The organism is Pseudomonas sp. PICF141 (genome assembly GCF_002286815.1).
Classification (GTDB): Bacteria; Pseudomonadota; Gammaproteobacteria; order Pseudomonadales; family Pseudomonadaceae; genus Aquipseudomonas.
In genome coordinates this window covers 1-15,980 of sequence record NZ_MUNM01000043.1, presented here as the reverse complement: position 1 = coordinate 15,980, position 15,980 = coordinate 1, and the positions used below count along the sequence as shown (strand labels likewise).

Below are 15,980 nucleotides of genomic sequence, written 5' to 3'. Positions count from 1 at the left end.
ATGCGCGGCGCAATTTTCCCCTGGCGCGACGGCAACCGCTTTGAATTGCTGATCGACGGTCCGCAGTTTTTTCCGCGAATGCTGGTGGCGATCGCCCGCGCCGAGGAACAGGTCGAACTGGAACTGTACCTGGTGGAGGCGGGGGCTTGCGCCGAGGCCATGGTGCAGGCGCTGGTCCAGGCGGCCGAGCGCGGTGTGCGGGTGCGTTGCCTGTTCGATGACTACGGCAGCCTGGCCTTTACCCTGACCTTGCGTCAGCGCCTGATGGCTGCCGGTGTCGAGTTGCGTTTCTACAATCGCCTGAGCTGGCGCCGTTGGGTGGGCAATTTTTATCGCGATCACCGCAAGCTGCTGCTGGTGGATCAATGCCTGGCGGTGGTCGGCGGCACCGGGGTCACCGATGAGTTCTGGACCCCGGGCCAAGACACCAGCGAATGGCACGAAGTGATGGTGGAAATCACCGGGCCCTTGGTCATCGACTGGCAGTTGCTGTTCGACCGCCAATGGATCGCCAACCGCCATCGGCGCGCCTGGAAACCCACTGCGCACTTTGGTTTGCCGCGCTTGCCACGGGTGCCAGTCACGGGCGAGGGCATGGGCCGGGTCGCTTATGCCGACGCCCGCCAACACCGCGATATTCTGCAATCGCTGACTCGCGCGCTGAACAGCGGCCAGCGCCGAATCTGGCTGGCCACGCCGTATTTCCTGCCGACCTGGAAAGTCCGCCGCTCACTGCGTCGGGCGGCTGCTCGTGGCGTCGATGTGCGTCTGCTGCTGACCGGGCCACGCACCGATCATCCGTCGGTGCGCTACGCCGGGCATCGCTACTACCCGCGACTGCTGCGGGCCGGGGTGAGAATCTTCGAGTACCAGCCGTGTTTCCTGCACCTGAAGATGGTGTTGATCGATGACTGGGTGAGTATCGGCTCGTGCAATTTCGATCACTGGAATCTGCGTTTCAACCTGGAAGCCAACCTCGAAGCCCTGGACCCCGCACTGACCCTGGCGGTGGCGGCGAGCTTCGGCAATGACTTTGCCCTGAGCCAGGAAGTCAGCATCGAAGCATGGAAACGCCGCCCGTTGTGGCGACGCATCAAGCAAAGGGTGTGGGGATGGGTGGATCGGCTGGTGGTGAATATGCTGGATCGGCGGGGATAGTCACCCAGATCGTTCCCGCGCTCCGCGTGGGAATGCCTCTAGGGACGCTCCGCGTCCAGTGACGCGGAGCGTCACGGGCTGCATTCCCACGCGGAGCGTGGGAACGATCAGTCCGTGCAGGGATTACAACAACTCAAAGCTCTGCTGCGTCACGTCCTGGGAGTCCAGGCCGATCTGCACGTTGAACCTGCCCGGTTCCGCGGCGTACTTGAGCTGGGCGTTGTAGAACTTCAGGTCGTCCTCGGTGATGGTGAAGTGCACGACTTTCTGTTCGCCGGCCTTGAGCAGCACTTTCTGGAAGTTCTTCAGTTCCTTGACCGGGCGGATCATCGAGCCGGTCACGTCCTGGATGTACAACTGCACCACGGTTTCGCCATCACGCTTGCCGGTGTTCTTCACCACGACCCTGGCGTCGAGCTTGCCGGTCTTGTTCAGTGTGGTTGAAGAAAGGGCCATGTCGGTCAGGCTGAATTGGGTGTAGCTCAGGCCGAAGCCGAACGGGAACAGCGGCCCGGTGGTGTCTTCGAAATACTGCGAGGTGTAGTTGCCCGGTTTGCCCGGCGTGAACGGCCGGCCGATGCTCAGGTGATTGTAATAGGTCGGAATCTGACCCACCGAGCGCGGGATGGTGATCGGCAGTTTGCCTGACGGGTTGTAGTCGCCGAACAGCACATCAGCGATGGCGTTGCCGCCTTCGGTGCCGCTGAACCAGGTTTCCAGAATCGCGTCAGCTTGCTCGTTCTCTTCGAGAATCGACAGCGGACGGCCATTCATCAACACCAGCACGAGTGGTTTGCCGGTAGCTTTCAACGCCTTGATCAGCTCGCGCTGGCTGGCTGGAATGTTCAGGTCGGTACGGCTCGACGACTCGTGGGACATGCCACGGGATTCGCCTACCGCGGCCACCACTACATCCGCTTGTTTGGCAGCCTTGACCGCTTCCTCAATCAATACATTGGCCGAACGCGGGTCATCCACCACTTCCGGCGCGTCGAAGTTGAGGAAGTTCAGGTAATCGAGGATTTTCTTGTCGCTGGTGATGTTTGCGCCACGGGCGTAGATCAGCGTCGACTGTGCGCCAAGCGCATGGGTCATGCCATCGAACAACGTCACCGATTGCTCAGGACGGCCAGCAGCGGCCCAACTGCCCATCATGTCGATCGGCGCCTTGGCCAGTGGACCGACCAGCGCGATTTTCGCGGTTTTCTTCAGCGGCAGGGTGTCGCCCTGGTTTTTCAGCAATACCAGGCTGCGGCGCGCGACATCACGGGCTTCGGCGCGGTGCAGACGGCTTTCGGCGTAGGTATCGGCCGGGTCATCTTCGGCCTTGCCGATGCGCAGGTATGGGTCTTTGAACAGGCCCATGTCGTACTTGGCGGCGAGCACTTCACGTACGGCATTGTCGATGTCTTTCTGTTCGATCTCACCCGCCTTCAACAGCCCCGGCAATTCCTTGCTGTAAAGGGTGTCGTTCATGCTCATGTCGATGCCGGCCTTGATCGCCAGCTTCGCCGCTTCGCGACCGTCGGCGGCGACGCCATGCTTGATCAGCTCGAAAATCGCGCCGTGATCGCTGACCGCCAGGCCTTTGAAGCCCCATTCCTTGCGCAGCAGGTCGTTCATCAGCCAGGTGTTGGCGGTGGCCGGCACGCCGTTGATCGAGTTCAGCGCAACCATCACCCCGCCAGCACCGGCGTCGATGGCGGCGCGATACGGTGGCAGGTAATCCTGGTACATCTTGACCGGGCTCATGTCGACGACGTTGTAGTCGCGACCGCCTTCGACCGCGCCGTACAAGGCAAAATGCTTGACGCTGGCCATGATGCTGTCAGCCGCGTTCGTCCCGATGCCCTGGAACGCCTTGACCATGACGCCGGCGATCCGCGAAACCAGGTAGGTGTCTTCGCCGAAGCCTTCGGAGGTGCGGCCCCAACGTGGGTCGCGGGAGATGTCGACCATTGGCGCGAAGGTAATGTCGAGGCTGTCAGCCGCTGCTTCCTGGGCGGCGATACGCCCGGAGCGACCAATGGCGTCCATGTCCCAGCTCGAGGCCAGGGCCAGCGGAATCGGGAAAATGGTGCGGTGGCCGTGGATCACGTCATAGGCGAAGAACATCGGGATCTTCAAGCGGCTGCGCATGGCCGCGTCCTGCATCGGACGGTTTTCGGCGCGGGTGATCGAGTTGAAGGTGCCGCCGATATTGCCGGCAGCGATCTCCTTGCGGATCATCTCCCGCGGCATTTCCGGGCCGATGCTGATCAGGCGCAACTGGCCGATCTTTTCATCGAGGGTCATTTGCTTCATCAGGTGGTTGATGAAGGCGTCCTTGTTCTCTATCGGTGCGGGCGTCGTGGCGGCCAATACGGTATGACTGGCCAGGCTGACGAACAGGCCCAGCAAACACAGCTTCTTCATGAATGGTTTTCTCGAAAGCCTAAACGGCAGTGAATACACGCCGGTCAGCCAAAATGTTGGGAGCGACTATTGTTGTTCAAATGAATGCAGCACAGTTATGTGTTAGCGCCGGGGCATCTTTTAGCCCATTGGCTCGATGCAATCCAGTAGCGGCGCAGATTATGCCCCAAGAGCCGGCTTCAAGTTCGCAGGTTGTTTCATCCAACGGAATAGGCAAGGGAGCATCAACCAGATGAATGTACGACTTCACTATCGGTCGAGTCTGCAGGTCGCAGCCTTGATGTGGCTGACCGCATTGCTGACCGGCTGCGGCATCAACAATATCCCGACCCTGGACGAACAGGCCAAGGGCGCCTGGGGCCAGGTGCAGAACCAGTACCAGCGTCGCGCCGACCTGATTCCCAACCTGGTGGAAACCGTCAAGGGCTATGCCCGGCATGAGCAAGAAACCCTGACCGCGGTGATCGAAGCCCGCGCCAAGGCCACCTCTATTCAGGTGGATGCCAGCACGCTGGACAACCCGGAAATGCTCAAACAGTACGAGCAGGCGCAGAATCAGCTGACTGGCGCCCTGAGCCGGTTGATGGTGGTGTCCGAGCGCTACCCGGACCTCAAGGCCAACCAGAACTTCCTGGCGTTGCAATCGCAACTTGAAGGCACCGAGAACCGCATCGCCGTGGCGCGTCGCGACTTCATCCTGGCGGTGCAGAAATACAATACCGAGATCCGCACCTTTCCCGGTCGCCTGTGGCACACCGTGTTGTACAGCGATCTGCCGATCCGTGAAACCTTCGAGGCGACCAGCCCCGGTGCCGAGAAAGCGCCTGAAGTGAAGTTCCAGTAAGCGCCGGAACGGGCTTGAAGCGTCAACAAGGATGAGGTTGCCAATGCGCGTGTTGAAAGTGGGCCTGATGTGGGTGCTGTGGGTATTGGCATTCACGGTCCAGGCCGAGCTGAAGTTCCCCGAACTGACCGGACGGGTGGTGGACAACGCCCAGATGATCGAGCCTGCGGTGCGCGAGCAACTGACGCAACAGCTCAACGCCCACGAAAAAACCACCGGCGAGCAGTTGGTGGTGGTCACGTTGCCGGACTTGCAGGGTGCCAACATTGAGGATTTCGGTTATCAATTGGGGCGCTATTGGGGCATCGGCCAGAAGGACAAGAACAATGGCGCGCTGCTGATCGTTGCGCGAGACGAGCGCAAGCTGCGGATCGAAGTCGGTTATGGCCTGGAAGGGCGCCTGACCGATGCGCAGAGTTCGGTGATCATCCATCAGGTGATCACGCCTGCGTTCAAGGCCGGTAACTTCAGCAAAGGCATCAGCGACGGGGTTGCGGCGATGCTGGTGGTGCTGGGCGGCAATCCGCTGGACGAACCGTCGACAGTGTTTGACCCGCGTGGTGATCAGGAGAGTGATGCCGTTGAACGGCCGCCGGGGTTGTTCGTGTTCCTGGTGTTGCTGTTTATCCTGACGATCTTCGTCGGCCAGATGTTCGGTATTCTGCCAAGCGGCGGCGGCCGTGGCGGCTCGAGGGGCGGTTTCGGCGGTGGAGGTTTTGGCGGTGGCGGCGGGGGCTTCAGCGGCGGTGGGGGCAGTTTCGGGGGCGGCGGCTCGTCGGGCGGCTGGTGATAACACTGCAGGTAAAAACAACAATAGCGAGCAGGCATTCATAACCATGGCATTACTGACTGCACACGAACAACGCAAAGTCGCCGAGGCCATTGCCCGGGTCGAGCGCGATACCGATGCCGAACTGGTCACGGTGCTTGCGGCGCGTGCCGACGATTACGCGTATATCCCGCTGCTCTGGGCCAGTCTGTTGGCGCTGGTGGTGCCGGGGATCGTGCATTACCTGACGGGCTGGCTGACTATGCATAGCCTGTTGCTGGTGCAATGGTTCAGTTTCATCGTGTTGTGCCTGCTGTTCCGGATCCCGAAAGTCACCACGCGCCTGATCCCGCGCTCGGTCCGCCACTGGCGGGCGTCGAACCTGGCGCGCCGGCAGTTCCTGGAGCAAAACCTGCACCACACCGTGGGCAGCACCGGCATGCTGATTTTCGTCTCCGAAGCCGAGCGTTATGTAGAAATCCTGGTGGATGAAGGTATTTCCAAACGGCTGGACAACAAGAACTGGGACGCGATTGTGGCGGCGTTTACGCAACAGGTGAAACAAGGGCAGACCTTGCAGGGGTTTGTGACATGCATCGAGGCCTGCGGCGAGTTGCTCAAGGTGCATGTGCCAGTGACCCATGTGCGCAACGAATTGCCGAATCGGTTGGTGGTGTTGAGCTAATTTCAATTGACACCGCTCCCTGTGGCGAGGGGGCTTGCCCCCGTTCGGCTGCGAAGCAGTCGTCAACCAGAGAACTCGGTGCAACTGAAGATACATGGGGGGCCGCTTCGCAGCCCAACGGGGGCAAGCCCCCTCGCCACAAGGAACTCACTGGCCTCAGGATTCGCACCGTTTGGCAAATAACTGCGTGTCCCGAACGGCCATCCCCCCTAAAATACCCACCATTCCCCGATCCGCACCGCCCGAGGTCGTTTTTCCCCATGTCTGTCACCGCCACTCCCGCCAGCCTCGCGCCGGATCATCACGCCCAGTTCATCGACCTGCTGCAAACCAGCCTCGACCAGCACGCCTTCATCAAACTGGTGCTGGCCAAGTACGTCGGGGGCGAAGCGGATTTGCAGCGGCTGATCATCAAGCAACTGACGGTCAAGGATCAGCCCTGCCTGTCCTTCGTCTACCGCTACAAGACCCGCGACATCACCAAAAACCTTCCGTTGGCCGAAGGCGTGGCGACCATCGCTGCGTTGTTGCCTGCATCGTTCAAAAATGCGCATTTACTGTCATTGACCGACGAAGCCCAGCTCGAATACAGCAAAAAGGGCAAATCTTCGCTGTTCAAGAGCAAACCTCAGCAATTGCGCGAAGTGCCGTCCGCCGAGCACAACCGCGAGAAGAACCGTTTCCTCGACCTGAGTCGGCCGTTCCTCAAAGACCTCGGCGTGACCAACGCGCAACATGAGCTGATTCCGGCGATGTCGCGCAAGTGGAAGCAGATCAACAAGTTCATCGAAGTCTTCAGCCATGCGCTGACCTCGTCGCCGCTGGCGCTGGACAAACCCGTGCGGGTGGCGGATTTCGGCTCGGGCAAGGGCTACCTGACGTTCGCGATCCACGACTACCTGCGCAATACCCTGAAGGCCGAGGGCGAGGTGACCGGCGTCGAGCTGCGCGAAGACATGGTCAACCTATGCAACACCGCCGCTGCGAAGCTGGAACATCCGGGGCTGGTATTCAAATGCGGTGACGTGCGCAGCGTCGCGCCGAGCGAGCTGGACGTGATGATCGCGCTGCATGCCTGCGACATTGCCACTGACTATGCGATTCACACCGGTATTCGTTCCGGTGCCTCGATCATCATGTGCTCGCCGTGCTGCCACAAGCAGATCCGCCTGCAGATCCAGAGCCCGGCACTGCTCAAGCCGATGTTGCAATACGGCCTGCACCTGGGCCAGCAGGCGGAAATGGTCACTGACAGTTTGCGTGCACTGTTTCTGGAAGCGTGCGGTTACGAGACCAAGGTCTTCGAGTTCATCTCGCTGGACCACACCAACAAGAACAAGATGATCCTGGCGGTCAAACGCGCCGAGCCGATTGATCCCGCTCAGCTGTTGGTGAAAATCCAGGAACTGAAGGATTTCTACCACATCAGCGAACATTGCCTGGAAACACTGCTGCGGGCTGATGGCTACCTCTGATGCTCGAGGAATGAACCAGAATCGAGGGTAGAGCGAAAAAGCCCTGTCCTTGTGGCGAGGGGGCTTGCCCCCGTTCGGCTGCGTAGCAGTCGCAAAACCAGAGACCACGGCCTGAGTGAATAAACCGGATTAGGACCGCTTCGCGACCCAACGGGGGCAAGCCCCCTCGCCACAAAAGCTCATTGTTCGTAGTAGCTGGTTATTACCCGACCCGCCGGATAAGGTCTACCTTGAATACTCCTGCATGCCCACGCATTTTCCAGAGGAGTCTTCCCCATGGCGGCTAAAAGAATTCTGATGCTGGTCGGCGATTACGTCGAAGACTACGAAGTGATGGTGCCGTTCCAGGCGCTGCTGATGGTCGGCCACACGGTGCACGCCGTTTGCCCTGATAAAGCCGCTGGCCAGACTGTGCGCACAGCGATCCATGACTTCGAAGGCGACCAGACCTACAGCGAAAAACCCGGTCACCTGTTTGCCCTGAACTTCGATTTCGCCAAGGTAGACGCGGCGGACTACGATGCGCTGCTGGTGCCGGGCGGTCGGGCGCCGGAGTACCTGCGCCTGAACGAAAAAGTCCTGGACCTGGTGCGAGCGTTCGACAAGGCCGGCAAACCGATCGCCGCCGTCTGTCACGGTGCGCAACTGCTGGCCGCGGCCGGCATTCTTGAGGGGCGCGAGTGCAGCGCCTATCCGGCATGTGCCCCGGAAGTACGCCTGGCTGGCGGCACGTTCATCGATATCCCGGTGACGCAAGGTCACGTTCAAGGCAATCTGGCCACGGCACCGGCCTGGCCGGCGCACCCGAGCTGGCTGGCCGGTTTCCTCGGGTTGCTGGGCACCAAAATCACGCTGTAACGAGGGACGTTTCCATGTGCGAGCTCTACGTCAAGGCCGATCCGATTCTCTACGAGTCGCGCTCCCGCTCGCTGCGCATCTGCGGGGTGGTGACCACCCTGCGGCTGGAGAATCAGTTCTGGGACATCCTCAGCGAAATCGCCGAGGTCGACGGCATGACCACCAATCAGTTGATCGCCAAGCTGTATGAAGAGGTGATGGACTACCGTGGCGAAGTGGTGAATTTTGCCTCGTTCTTGCGGGTCAGCTGCATGCGCTACCTGAGCCAGCGCCGGGTGCAGATACCTGAGTTGTCGGTGGTGCGGGCTGCGGTGAAGTAGAGCGGTTTGTATCCATGTTGAGGACGCCTTCGCGGGCAAGCCTCGCTCCCACAGGATTTGTGCCGGACGCAAACCTGCGGTCAACCGAAGTCCTGTAGGAGCGAGGCTTGCCCGCGAAGGGGTCGGTACAGGCGACAGAAATCCTGACTTGGTCTTTACTCTGAAGCGCGAAACCTCTCAATCGCCAAGGAGTAAAAGCATGTCTGGATGGTACGAAGTGAGTAAAACCGTCAACGGCCAATTCAAGTTTGTATTGAAAGCGGCCAATGCCGAAACCATTCTGACCAGTGAGCTGTACACCTCTCGCGGTGCGGCCGATGGCGGTATCGCCTCGGTTCAGGCCAACAGTCCGCTGGACGAACGCTACGAGAAAAAAACCACCAAGGACGGTCATCCTTACTTCAACCTGAAGGCCGGTAATCACGAGATCATCGGCAGCAGCGAATCCTATTCATCGGATGCCGCAAGGGATAAAGGCATCGCCAGCGTTAAAGCCAACGGTCCGACCACGGTGATCAAGGACAAGACCTTGCCGGTGCTCTGACACACCGGATACTTGATGAGGGAGCGAGCCTGCTCGCTCTCACATAGGTTCGGCGGTGTTCACAAATTCCTGTGGGAGCGGGCTTGCCCGCGAAGGGGCCGGCCTCGGCGCCACTAAACCTCAACCGGTACCGTCAGCTTCGGGCTGCCCAGCGCATGCGTCTTCGAATCAAAAAACCGCAGCTCCACTCCCGTCCCTTCAAACACCTTCGCGTAATGCCGCTTCTGATGCTGGATGAACGCCTTGCTACGCGGGTAAATCGAGATCGCCGCTGTCTTCGGCTTCGCCTGACGCAATGCATGAATGATGTGGCTGTCCTGCTCGCCAAGGGCATGCCCGAAAATGCACAACCCATCGCCATGGCCCAGTAACTGGTCGTAACAGAACGACAGGTAATCGGAGCTGCGAATGGTTTTGAGCTTGTCCTGGGTCGGGCCTTCGTTGACGAACAGTGGCACGTCGTCGAGGGTCTTGATCGTATTGTTGATGGCGAAACTGCCGAGCAACGTACCCTCGGTCGACATCAATTTACGCGCGGTACCGTCCTGATTGCGCACCAGATGCAGGCCGCCGTGCAGGTACAGCAGCCGGGTTTTATCGGTCGCGGTGACGCTCAGGTCAAAACGCGGCTCGGTGCCCTGGAACAGATCGGTAATAGCGTCAGGTCGGTGCTGAACCGCCCAGTAGTTGAGCAAATCGTAATTGGTGGTGAACACCGTCCGATAGCTGGCCAACTCCTGGTTGATCGTCGCCAGCGTCGAGGGCACCACCAAGCGCCAAGGGATGTGCACTGCATGCACGGTGTTGATCAGCGCTTCCTTGATTGCGTAATAACGATTGCGCGGTGCCGCCGAGCTGACGGCCAACGCCTTGTTGACCCGGCTGGTGGTTTTCAGCGCACCGAGCACTTGTTCGAAACTGCGCGTCTGCATCGCCTCGAACACACTCATTTCGGATTGGCTCAGAGGCTTCTCTTCGACGGTGCGGGCGTTTTCAAACAGCGAGTCGTAGCCGAAGTCGTCCCAAACCGCACGACTGGCACCGTTACCCACCAGCAAGCCGCCGAAAGAGGCGGTGGTGCGCAAGGCGTTCCAGTCTTCAAGTTGGGCATCGACATCCTGGAAATCGGTCATTGCGTTTGTCGTCTCAAAGCAAAAGGTCTGATGGACGGCGACTTTATCACGACCCGGACTTGAGCCAGATCAAGTTACCGCACGACTAATGAGTCGATTCTGTGCGCACCCGCCGGATCGGTGCTGTTGATTCGGCTTCAGCCAGGAGACTCGCGCATGAGCAGTACGTTTTTCATTCCCGCTGTGAACATCATGGGCACCGGTTGCCTTGACGAAGCCATGGACGCCATTCGCAAGTATGGCTTTCGCAAGGCACTGATCGTCACCGACACCGGATTGGCCAAGGCTGGCGTGGCGACGATGATTGCCGAAAAACTGGCCTTGCAGGATATCGACTCGGTGATCTTCGACGGCGCCAAGCCGAATCCGAGCATTGCCAACGTCGAACTTGGCCTGGGCCTGCTCAAGGAAACCCGCTGCGATTTCGTGGTATCCCTGGGTGGCGGTTCGCCTCACGACTGCGCCAAGGGCATCGCCTTGTGCGCCACTAACGGTGGGACGATTCGTGACTACGAAGGCGTCGATCGGTCGGCCAAACCGCAACTGCCACTGATCGCGATCAACACCACCGCCGGCACTGCCAGCGAAATGACCCGTTTTTGCATCATCACCGACGAATCCCGTCACGTGAAAATGGCCATCGTCGATCGCAACGTCACGCCACTGTTGTCGGTCAATGACCCGGCGCTGATGGTCGCCATGCCCAAGGGGTTGACTGCCGCCACTGGCATGGACGCGCTGACCCACGCCATCGAAGCCTACGTCTCCACGGCGGCCAACCCGATTACCGATGCCTGTGCGCTCAAAGCCATCACCTTGATCAGCAATAACCTGCCCCAGGCCGTACGCGACGGCAGTGACATGATCGCGCGGGAGAACATGGCTTACGCGCAATTCCTGGCCGGCATGGCATTTAACAATGCGTCCCTGGGTTACGTTCACGCGATGGCTCACCAGTTGGGCGGTTTCTACGACTTGCCCCATGGCGTGTGCAATGCGGTGCTGCTGCCTCACGTACAGAGTTTCAACGCGTTGGTCTGCGCTGACCGCCTGACCGATGTCGCCCACGCCATGGGCGCCGATATTCGCGGGTTCAGCCCTGAAGAGGGCGCTCAGGCAGCGATCGCGGCCATTCGCGATCTGGCCAGGGAAGTGGAAATCCCCGCCGGTTTACGCGAGCTCGGTGCCAGGCTCAACGACATCCCGGTGCTGGCCAGCAATGCCCTCAAAGACGCTTGTGGACTGACCAATCCACGGCCGGCGGATCAGCGGCAGATCGAGGAGATTTTCCGCAGCGCGTTTTAACCAGGGCACGGTTCGGGGGGGAGGAGCGCTATGCTGCGATCTCGTCCGAGCCGACATTACCGAGGGTGTCGGCGGCCAGCAAGCGCTTGGTGGAGTTGGCGCTATACCTCATCGGCACCTGCGGCTATACGCTCAACGACGTTTAAGTTGTACGCTCCGGTCGGAACCCGCCTCTAGGTCACAAACCCATGCTTACCGGCCTCAACCACCTGACCCTCGCCGTCACCGACCTGAACCGCAGCGTGGCGTTCTATCGCGAGCTGCTGCAATTCCAGCAGGAAGCCACATGGGACGCCGGCGCCTATCTCTCATTACCCGGCCTGTGGTTGTGCCTTTCTCTCGATCCGCTACGCCAATCCGCGCCTGCTGCTGACTACACCCATTACGCCTTCAGTATCGATTGCGCACACTTCCCGTTGTTCGTCGAACGCCTGCGATCGGCCAACGTGCAAGCGTGGCGGGACAACCGCAGTGAAGGGGCTTCGTTCTACTTTCTTGACCCGGACGGGCACAAGCTGGAGGCGCATGTCGGGGACCTGGCGTCGCGGCTGACGGGTTGTCGGCAACGGCCATACGCGGGGATGAAGTTCTTCGACGATCAGTGAGTCGATGCTCCGGGTCCTGAGATAGACTTGCGTCCATTCATCCGGCGTTTCAACAGGAATCCCATGACTCCATCGCTGCTAATGGCCGTTCTCGCCTCGGGCTTCATTTATGGCATCACGCCGGGCCCGGGTGTGCTGGCGGTGTTCGGCATCGGTGCGGCGCGCGGGCGGCGGGCCGGAGCGGGGTTTCTGTGCGGCCATTTGCTGGGCGACGTGGTCTGGTGCAGCACGGCGCTGATCGCGATTGTCGGTGCGCGGGAAATCGGCAGCACTGCATTCGATGTACTGGGCGTATTCAGTGGGCTCTACCTGTTCTGGCTGGGTCTGCGTGCGGTTCGCGCTCGGCGCGGCAATGCCGATGCCCCTCAGGGGCCTGCTCGGCAGCCGTTCTGGCATGGCATCCTGTTCGGTTTGACCAACCCCAAGGCTTATCCCGTGGCAGTGGCGACCTTTACCGCGCTGCTGTCCAGCCGTGCAGAATTGCTGCATTGGTCGATGTTGCCCTGGTTGATCATCCTGAGCTTCGTTGGTGGCCTTTTGGCCTACGCTATTCTCATAGGCATTGTCGGGGCGCGTCAGGTTCGCACGTTGTATCAGCGTCATGAACTGGCGATCACCCGGTTGTGCGGGGTAATGTTCATCGGTTTTGCCATCAATGCCCTGGTGCATGCGCTGCCGGGGCTGGTAACGCACAAAGTTTGAAGCTGATCGCAGGGAAGCCTCGGCTGCACAGTCATCGCTCAGGCGGATGACCGGTCAGGGAGGGTTGTTCAATGTTGCATTGTCCGGACACGCTCTCGGCATTATGGAAACCAGAAATTCCGCCCCACTGGCGAGCTACATTGATCTCTTGCTGGACGCCGTTTGTGCGGTAGATAAACAAGGTCGCTTCGTATTTGTCAGCGCGGCCTGCGAGCGCATTTTCGGTTACACCCCCGACGAGTTGATCGGCCAGCCGATGATCGACCTGGTGCATCCCGCCGACCGACAGCGCACCCTCGATGCCGCACGGGAGATCATGGGCGGCGAGCCCAAGCTCAATTTTGAAAACCGTTACCTGCGCAAGGACGGCCGGGTGGTGCACATTCTCTGGTCGGCGCGGTGGTCGCAGGTCGATCAGTTGCGCATTGCCGTGGCGCGCGACATCACCGAGCGCAAACAGGCCGAGTCCCGGCAAGCGGCGCTGTATGCCATTTCCGAAGCTGCCCATGCGGCGGAAGATCTGCTGGCGCTGTTCAAACGCATCCATTCGATCATCGGCGAATGGCTTCCGGCATTGAATTTCTCCGTGGCGCTGTATGACGAACATTGCATGCAGCTGAACTTCCCCTATCACGTCGACGACCATGAACCGCAACCCGAGGAGCCCGGGACGGTGACCGGGCGTCTTTGCAGTGAAGTGATTCGCAGCGGCGTGCCGATCCTGCTGACTCCGGATCAGGACAATCCGCCGACGGGGTTTGCGGCACTGGTCGCAGGCCAGGATTCGCCCTGCTGGCTGGGCGTGCCGTTGAGTTCGAAGAACGGCACCATTGGTGCGTTGGTCGTTAAAAGCGTACCGGGCGGCGAACGTTATACCGAGCAAGACAAGGAACTGCTGCAATATGTTTGTGCGCAGGTCGCGACCGCTATCGAGCGCAAGCAACTGCATGCCCGGCTCCAGCGCATGGCGCAATACGACCAACTCACTCAGTTGCCCAATCGCGAGTTGCTGCGCGAACGACTCAAAGCCTCGCTGACACTGGCCCGAACAGGCTCAGGTCGAATGGCATTGCTCTACGTCGACCTTGACCGCTTCAAGTGTGTCAACGACACCCACGGTCATGCGGTTGGCGACATGCTGTTGCAAGCGGTCGCCAATCGGCTCAAGGGCTGCGTGCGTGAAACCGACACCGTGGCGCGCATCGGCGGTGATGAATTTGTGGTGTTGTTGCACAGCATCCATGCCGCGGAGGATGCCGAGAGTGTGGCAAGAAAAATCCGTCAGGTGCTGGCTCAACCCCTGCGCCTGGACGGGCATAACCTGAACATCCAGCCGAGCATTGGCGTTGCGCGCTACCCTGAACACGGGACTGAAGAAAATCAATTGTTCAGGCATGCCGATGAGGCGATGTACAGCGCCAAGCGCCAGCAGCACCTGAACCTGGGGGCCTGAAAGCCCGTCACCGTTCGTCGCAGCGTTGCCAGTTTTTCTAAACCTTTTTGGCACTGGAAATTCTTATTCTATGCGAGCGGCTGCTCGCAACGATCATCACCAAGAGGATGAGAACCATGCCTACTTCCAAAAATCCAGGATCGGGTAGTGCCCACGATCGAACAAAGTCGTCTGAATCCGGTCGCAAAGGTGGGAAAACCACCACAACGACCGTTGATAGAGACTCTGCGAAAGGCGGCATGGGCCGCAAAGGTGGACAGAAATCCCGGTAATAGTGAAGTGCTTTTTATTAAAAGACGGGGGCGAAAGCCCCCGTTGGAATTTTCAAAGAAGGAGGGCGCGACCATGAGCCGGATGGCCACCCGTTTACGCAATGTCAGTATTGTCACGTTATTGAGTCTGTTTGCCAGCAGTGCCTTCGCCCAGTCAGCCACAGAATTCATCAACGAAGCGTCGGCCAAAGGCATGGCCGACATCGAAGCCAATCGCCTGGCGCATCAGAAAACCGAATCCAAGGAGGTCAAGGATTACACGATCGTGGTAATCAACGACCTCACCACCGCCAACCAGCATCTGGCAAAAATTGCCAAGCAACTTGATTTACCGGTTGCGCCACGTGAAGAGGTGATGGACAAGGCCAAAGCGTTGATCCCGGAGGTGAAGGACGACGCGTCCTTCGATCAGGCATACGCCGCCCACCAGGTGAAAACCACACAGCAATCCATCGAGCAGCTTCAACAACAGGCGCAGACCACGGACGTGCCGCAAATCAAAGCGTTCGCCGAAGAAACCCTGCCCAAACTGCAAAACCATCTGCAGATGGCCAGGGCTCTGCAAGCCAGTCGTTAGCACCACGGACGCGGGTGACGTCGCCGGTCACCCGCGGGGCACGGATCAACATTCCTTCAATCCTGTTTCTTTGTTTCCGGGACGACAGTGCCGTCCAGAGGAATTGTTTCGCCCTCGCCGAGGGTGCGATATTTCTTTCTCAGCTCTTCCAGCTGTTTGATATCCAGCGATTCAAGTCCCAGCATCGCGTTTTGCGCTTCCTTGGTTACTCGCAATAACTCATCGATCTTCAAGTGCAAGATATCCGTGTCGCGGTTCTGGGTGTTCTGGATAAGGAACACCATCAGGAAGGTGATGATGGTGGTCGAGGTGTTGATGATCAATTGCCAGGTATCGTTGAAATGAAAAACCGGCCCGCTCAAACCCCAAAGCACAATCAGAATGATCGCCCCCAGAAAAGTCCGGGGATAGCCGGCCCACAGAGAGAGCTTCTGTGCGATTTTCGCGAATTTCATTGCCGTAGTCCTCATAGGGGAGCGCCTGATTTTCAGACAGCATCGGCATGATGAAAATTCTGCTGAACATTGCTCCACCTGGAGGCGGGAACCCCTTGTCAGGGCGCATCGTTCGGGGCCGAAAAAAGTCGCAACCATTTCCACCGACAGGGGGTCACTACTTCAAGCCTGAGACACTGGAGATCCCCATGAACCTCACTCGCACGTTTTACCTTTGCTGCTGCTGCCTGCTTGCGTTGCAGGGCTGTTTCGATAACTCGGATAACGAGACCAAGGACAATACTGATGGCACCAAGTCATCGGTGCAGATGCAGGAGAAGGGGGGCGGATAGTAAATAGCGGTGAGTGGCCCCTCCTTGAGACTAATGCCCGTTAGTCGAGAGAAGGACACCTGTGGCGAGGGGGCTTGC

17 protein-coding genes are annotated in these 15,980 nt (G+C 59.4%); 14 read left to right on the top strand and 3 right to left on the bottom strand.

The genetic code is table 11. The features are described 5' to 3' along the window. Positions 1-1,158: a phosphatidylserine/phosphatidylglycerophosphate/cardiolipin synthase family protein gene (locus BZL43_RS11110; RefSeq protein ID WP_095632353.1), complete on the top strand. Its 1,158-nt coding sequence runs from the start codon at positions 1-3 to the stop codon at positions 1,156-1,158. 123 nt (positions 1,159-1,281) lie between these two features. Here the strand turns inward: BZL43_RS11110 and bglX are convergent, their stop codons facing one another. Then, complete coding sequence (gene bglX / locus BZL43_RS11105; protein ID WP_095632352.1) at positions 1,282-3,573, bottom strand: beta-glucosidase BglX; 2,292 nt, start codon at positions 3,571-3,573, stop codon at positions 1,282-1,284. A 232-nt stretch (positions 3,574-3,805) separates the two neighbouring features. Here bglX and BZL43_RS11100 point away from each other — a divergent pair, with 232 nt between their 5' ends. The 7 genes from BZL43_RS11100 (at position 3,806) to BZL43_RS11070 (ending at position 9,068) form a co-directional block, all read left to right on the top strand. Further along, the gene (locus BZL43_RS11100; RefSeq protein WP_095632351.1) at positions 3,806-4,417 is read left to right on the top strand and encodes a LemA family protein; all 612 of its coding nucleotides are present in this window, start codon (positions 3,806-3,808) and stop codon (positions 4,415-4,417) included. Positions 4,418-4,460: 43 nt separating this feature from the next. After that, positions 4,461-5,207 carry a YgcG family protein gene (locus BZL43_RS11095; RefSeq protein ID WP_095632350.1) on the top strand — a complete coding sequence of 249 codons (747 nt, stop codon included), beginning with the start codon at positions 4,461-4,463 and terminating at the stop codon, positions 5,205-5,207. 46 nt (positions 5,208-5,253) lie between these two features. Beyond that, a complete protein-coding gene (locus BZL43_RS11090) occupies positions 5,254-5,871 on the top strand; it encodes a TPM domain-containing protein (protein WP_095632349.1) in 618 nt (205 codons plus the stop codon). Positions 5,872-6,131: 260 nt separating this feature from the next. Next, positions 6,132-7,346: an SAM-dependent methyltransferase gene (locus BZL43_RS11085; RefSeq protein WP_095632348.1), complete on the top strand. Its 1,215-nt coding sequence runs from the start codon at positions 6,132-6,134 to the stop codon at positions 7,344-7,346. A 276-nt stretch (positions 7,347-7,622) separates the two neighbouring features. Then, positions 7,623-8,204, top strand: a complete 582-nt coding sequence (locus BZL43_RS11080; RefSeq protein ID WP_095632347.1) for a DJ-1/PfpI family protein — start codon at positions 7,623-7,625, stop codon at positions 8,202-8,204. 14 nt (positions 8,205-8,218) lie between these two features. Further along, a complete protein-coding gene (locus BZL43_RS11075) occupies positions 8,219-8,524 on the top strand; it encodes a ribbon-helix-helix domain-containing protein (protein ID WP_095632346.1) in 306 nt (101 codons plus the stop codon). A gap of 199 nt (positions 8,525-8,723) precedes the next feature. Beyond that, on the top strand, positions 8,724-9,068 hold the full coding sequence (locus BZL43_RS11070; RefSeq protein ID WP_095632345.1) for a YegP family protein: 345 nt from the start codon (positions 8,724-8,726) through the stop codon (positions 9,066-9,068). 113 nt (positions 9,069-9,181) lie between these two features. Here BZL43_RS11070 and BZL43_RS11065 read toward each other — a convergent pair whose 3' ends face one another. Beyond that, the gene (locus tag BZL43_RS11065; RefSeq protein ID WP_095632344.1) at positions 9,182-10,201 is read right to left on the bottom strand and encodes a DUF4917 family protein; all 1,020 of its coding nucleotides are present in this window, start codon (positions 10,199-10,201) and stop codon (positions 9,182-9,184) included. A 156-nt stretch (positions 10,202-10,357) separates the two neighbouring features. On the opposite strand from BZL43_RS11065, the gene yiaY reads away from it, so the two are divergent. The 6 genes from yiaY (at position 10,358) to BZL43_RS11035 (ending at position 15,115) form a co-directional block, all read left to right on the top strand. Next, positions 10,358-11,506 carry an L-threonine dehydrogenase gene (gene yiaY / locus BZL43_RS11060; protein WP_095632343.1) on the top strand — a complete coding sequence of 383 codons (1,149 nt, stop codon included), beginning with the start codon at positions 10,358-10,360 and terminating at the stop codon, positions 11,504-11,506. A 188-nt stretch (positions 11,507-11,694) separates the two neighbouring features. Further along, positions 11,695-12,111: a fosfomycin resistance glutathione transferase gene (gene fos, locus BZL43_RS11055; RefSeq protein WP_095632342.1), complete on the top strand. Its 417-nt coding sequence runs from the start codon at positions 11,695-11,697 to the stop codon at positions 12,109-12,111. A gap of 63 nt (positions 12,112-12,174) precedes the next feature. After that, positions 12,175-12,813, top strand: coding sequence for a LysE family translocator (locus BZL43_RS11050; RefSeq protein ID WP_095632341.1), 639 nt, complete (start codon positions 12,175-12,177; stop codon positions 12,811-12,813). 103 nt (positions 12,814-12,916) lie between these two features. Beyond that, on the top strand, positions 12,917-14,266 hold the full coding sequence (locus BZL43_RS11045; protein WP_095632340.1) for a diguanylate cyclase domain-containing protein: 1,350 nt from the start codon (positions 12,917-12,919) through the stop codon (positions 14,264-14,266). 116 nt (positions 14,267-14,382) lie between these two features. Beyond that, the gene (locus tag BZL43_RS28810; protein WP_095632339.1) at positions 14,383-14,538 is read left to right on the top strand and encodes a stress protein; all 156 of its coding nucleotides are present in this window, start codon (positions 14,383-14,385) and stop codon (positions 14,536-14,538) included. Positions 14,539-14,611: 73 nt separating this feature from the next. Next, on the top strand, positions 14,612-15,115 hold the full coding sequence (locus BZL43_RS11035) for a DUF4142 domain-containing protein (protein ID WP_095632338.1): 504 nt from the start codon (positions 14,612-14,614) through the stop codon (positions 15,113-15,115). A 56-nt stretch (positions 15,116-15,171) separates the two neighbouring features. Here BZL43_RS11035 and BZL43_RS11030 read toward each other — a convergent pair whose 3' ends face one another. After that, on the bottom strand, positions 15,172-15,570 hold the full coding sequence (locus BZL43_RS11030; protein ID WP_095632337.1) for a low affinity iron permease family protein: 399 nt from the start codon (positions 15,568-15,570) through the stop codon (positions 15,172-15,174). Positions 15,571-15,980: the final 410 nt, after the last annotated feature.

Bases quoted from the DNA above. Each gene is read 5' to 3' on its own strand.
- BZL43_RS11050 (WP_095632341.1), top strand. From the start codon at position 12,175: ATGACTCCATCGCTGCTAATGGCCGTTCTCGCCTCGGGCTTCATTTAT.
- bglX (WP_095632352.1), bottom strand. From the start codon at position 3,573: ATGAAGAAGCTGTGTTTGCTGGGCCTGTTCGTCAGCCTGGCCAGTCAT.
- BZL43_RS11045 (WP_095632340.1), top strand. From the start codon at position 12,917: ATGGAAACCAGAAATTCCGCCCCACTGGCGAGCTACATTGATCTCTTG.
- yiaY (WP_095632343.1), top strand. From the start codon at position 10,358: ATGAGCAGTACGTTTTTCATTCCCGCTGTGAACATCATGGGCACCGGT.
- BZL43_RS11080 (WP_095632347.1), top strand. From the start codon at position 7,623: ATGGCGGCTAAAAGAATTCTGATGCTGGTCGGCGATTACGTCGAAGAC.
- BZL43_RS11075 (WP_095632346.1), top strand. From the start codon at position 8,219: ATGTGCGAGCTCTACGTCAAGGCCGATCCGATTCTCTACGAGTCGCGC.
- BZL43_RS11090 (WP_095632349.1), top strand. From the start codon at position 5,254: ATGGCATTACTGACTGCACACGAACAACGCAAAGTCGCCGAGGCCATT.
- BZL43_RS11100 (WP_095632351.1), top strand. From the start codon at position 3,806: ATGAATGTACGACTTCACTATCGGTCGAGTCTGCAGGTCGCAGCCTTG.
- BZL43_RS11095 (WP_095632350.1), top strand. From the start codon at position 4,461: ATGCGCGTGTTGAAAGTGGGCCTGATGTGGGTGCTGTGGGTATTGGCA.
- BZL43_RS11070 (WP_095632345.1), top strand. From the start codon at position 8,724: ATGTCTGGATGGTACGAAGTGAGTAAAACCGTCAACGGCCAATTCAAG.
- BZL43_RS11030 (WP_095632337.1), bottom strand. From the start codon at position 15,570: ATGAAATTCGCGAAAATCGCACAGAAGCTCTCTCTGTGGGCCGGCTAT.
- BZL43_RS11110 (WP_095632353.1), top strand. From the start codon at position 1: ATGCGCGGCGCAATTTTCCCCTGGCGCGACGGCAACCGCTTTGAATTG.
- BZL43_RS11035 (WP_095632338.1), top strand. From the start codon at position 14,612: ATGAGCCGGATGGCCACCCGTTTACGCAATGTCAGTATTGTCACGTTA.
- fos (WP_095632342.1), top strand. From the start codon at position 11,695: ATGCTTACCGGCCTCAACCACCTGACCCTCGCCGTCACCGACCTGAAC.
- BZL43_RS28810 (WP_095632339.1), top strand. From the start codon at position 14,383: ATGCCTACTTCCAAAAATCCAGGATCGGGTAGTGCCCACGATCGAACA.
- BZL43_RS11085 (WP_095632348.1), top strand. From the start codon at position 6,132: ATGTCTGTCACCGCCACTCCCGCCAGCCTCGCGCCGGATCATCACGCC.
- BZL43_RS11065 (WP_095632344.1), bottom strand. From the start codon at position 10,201: ATGACCGATTTCCAGGATGTCGATGCCCAACTTGAAGACTGGAACGCC.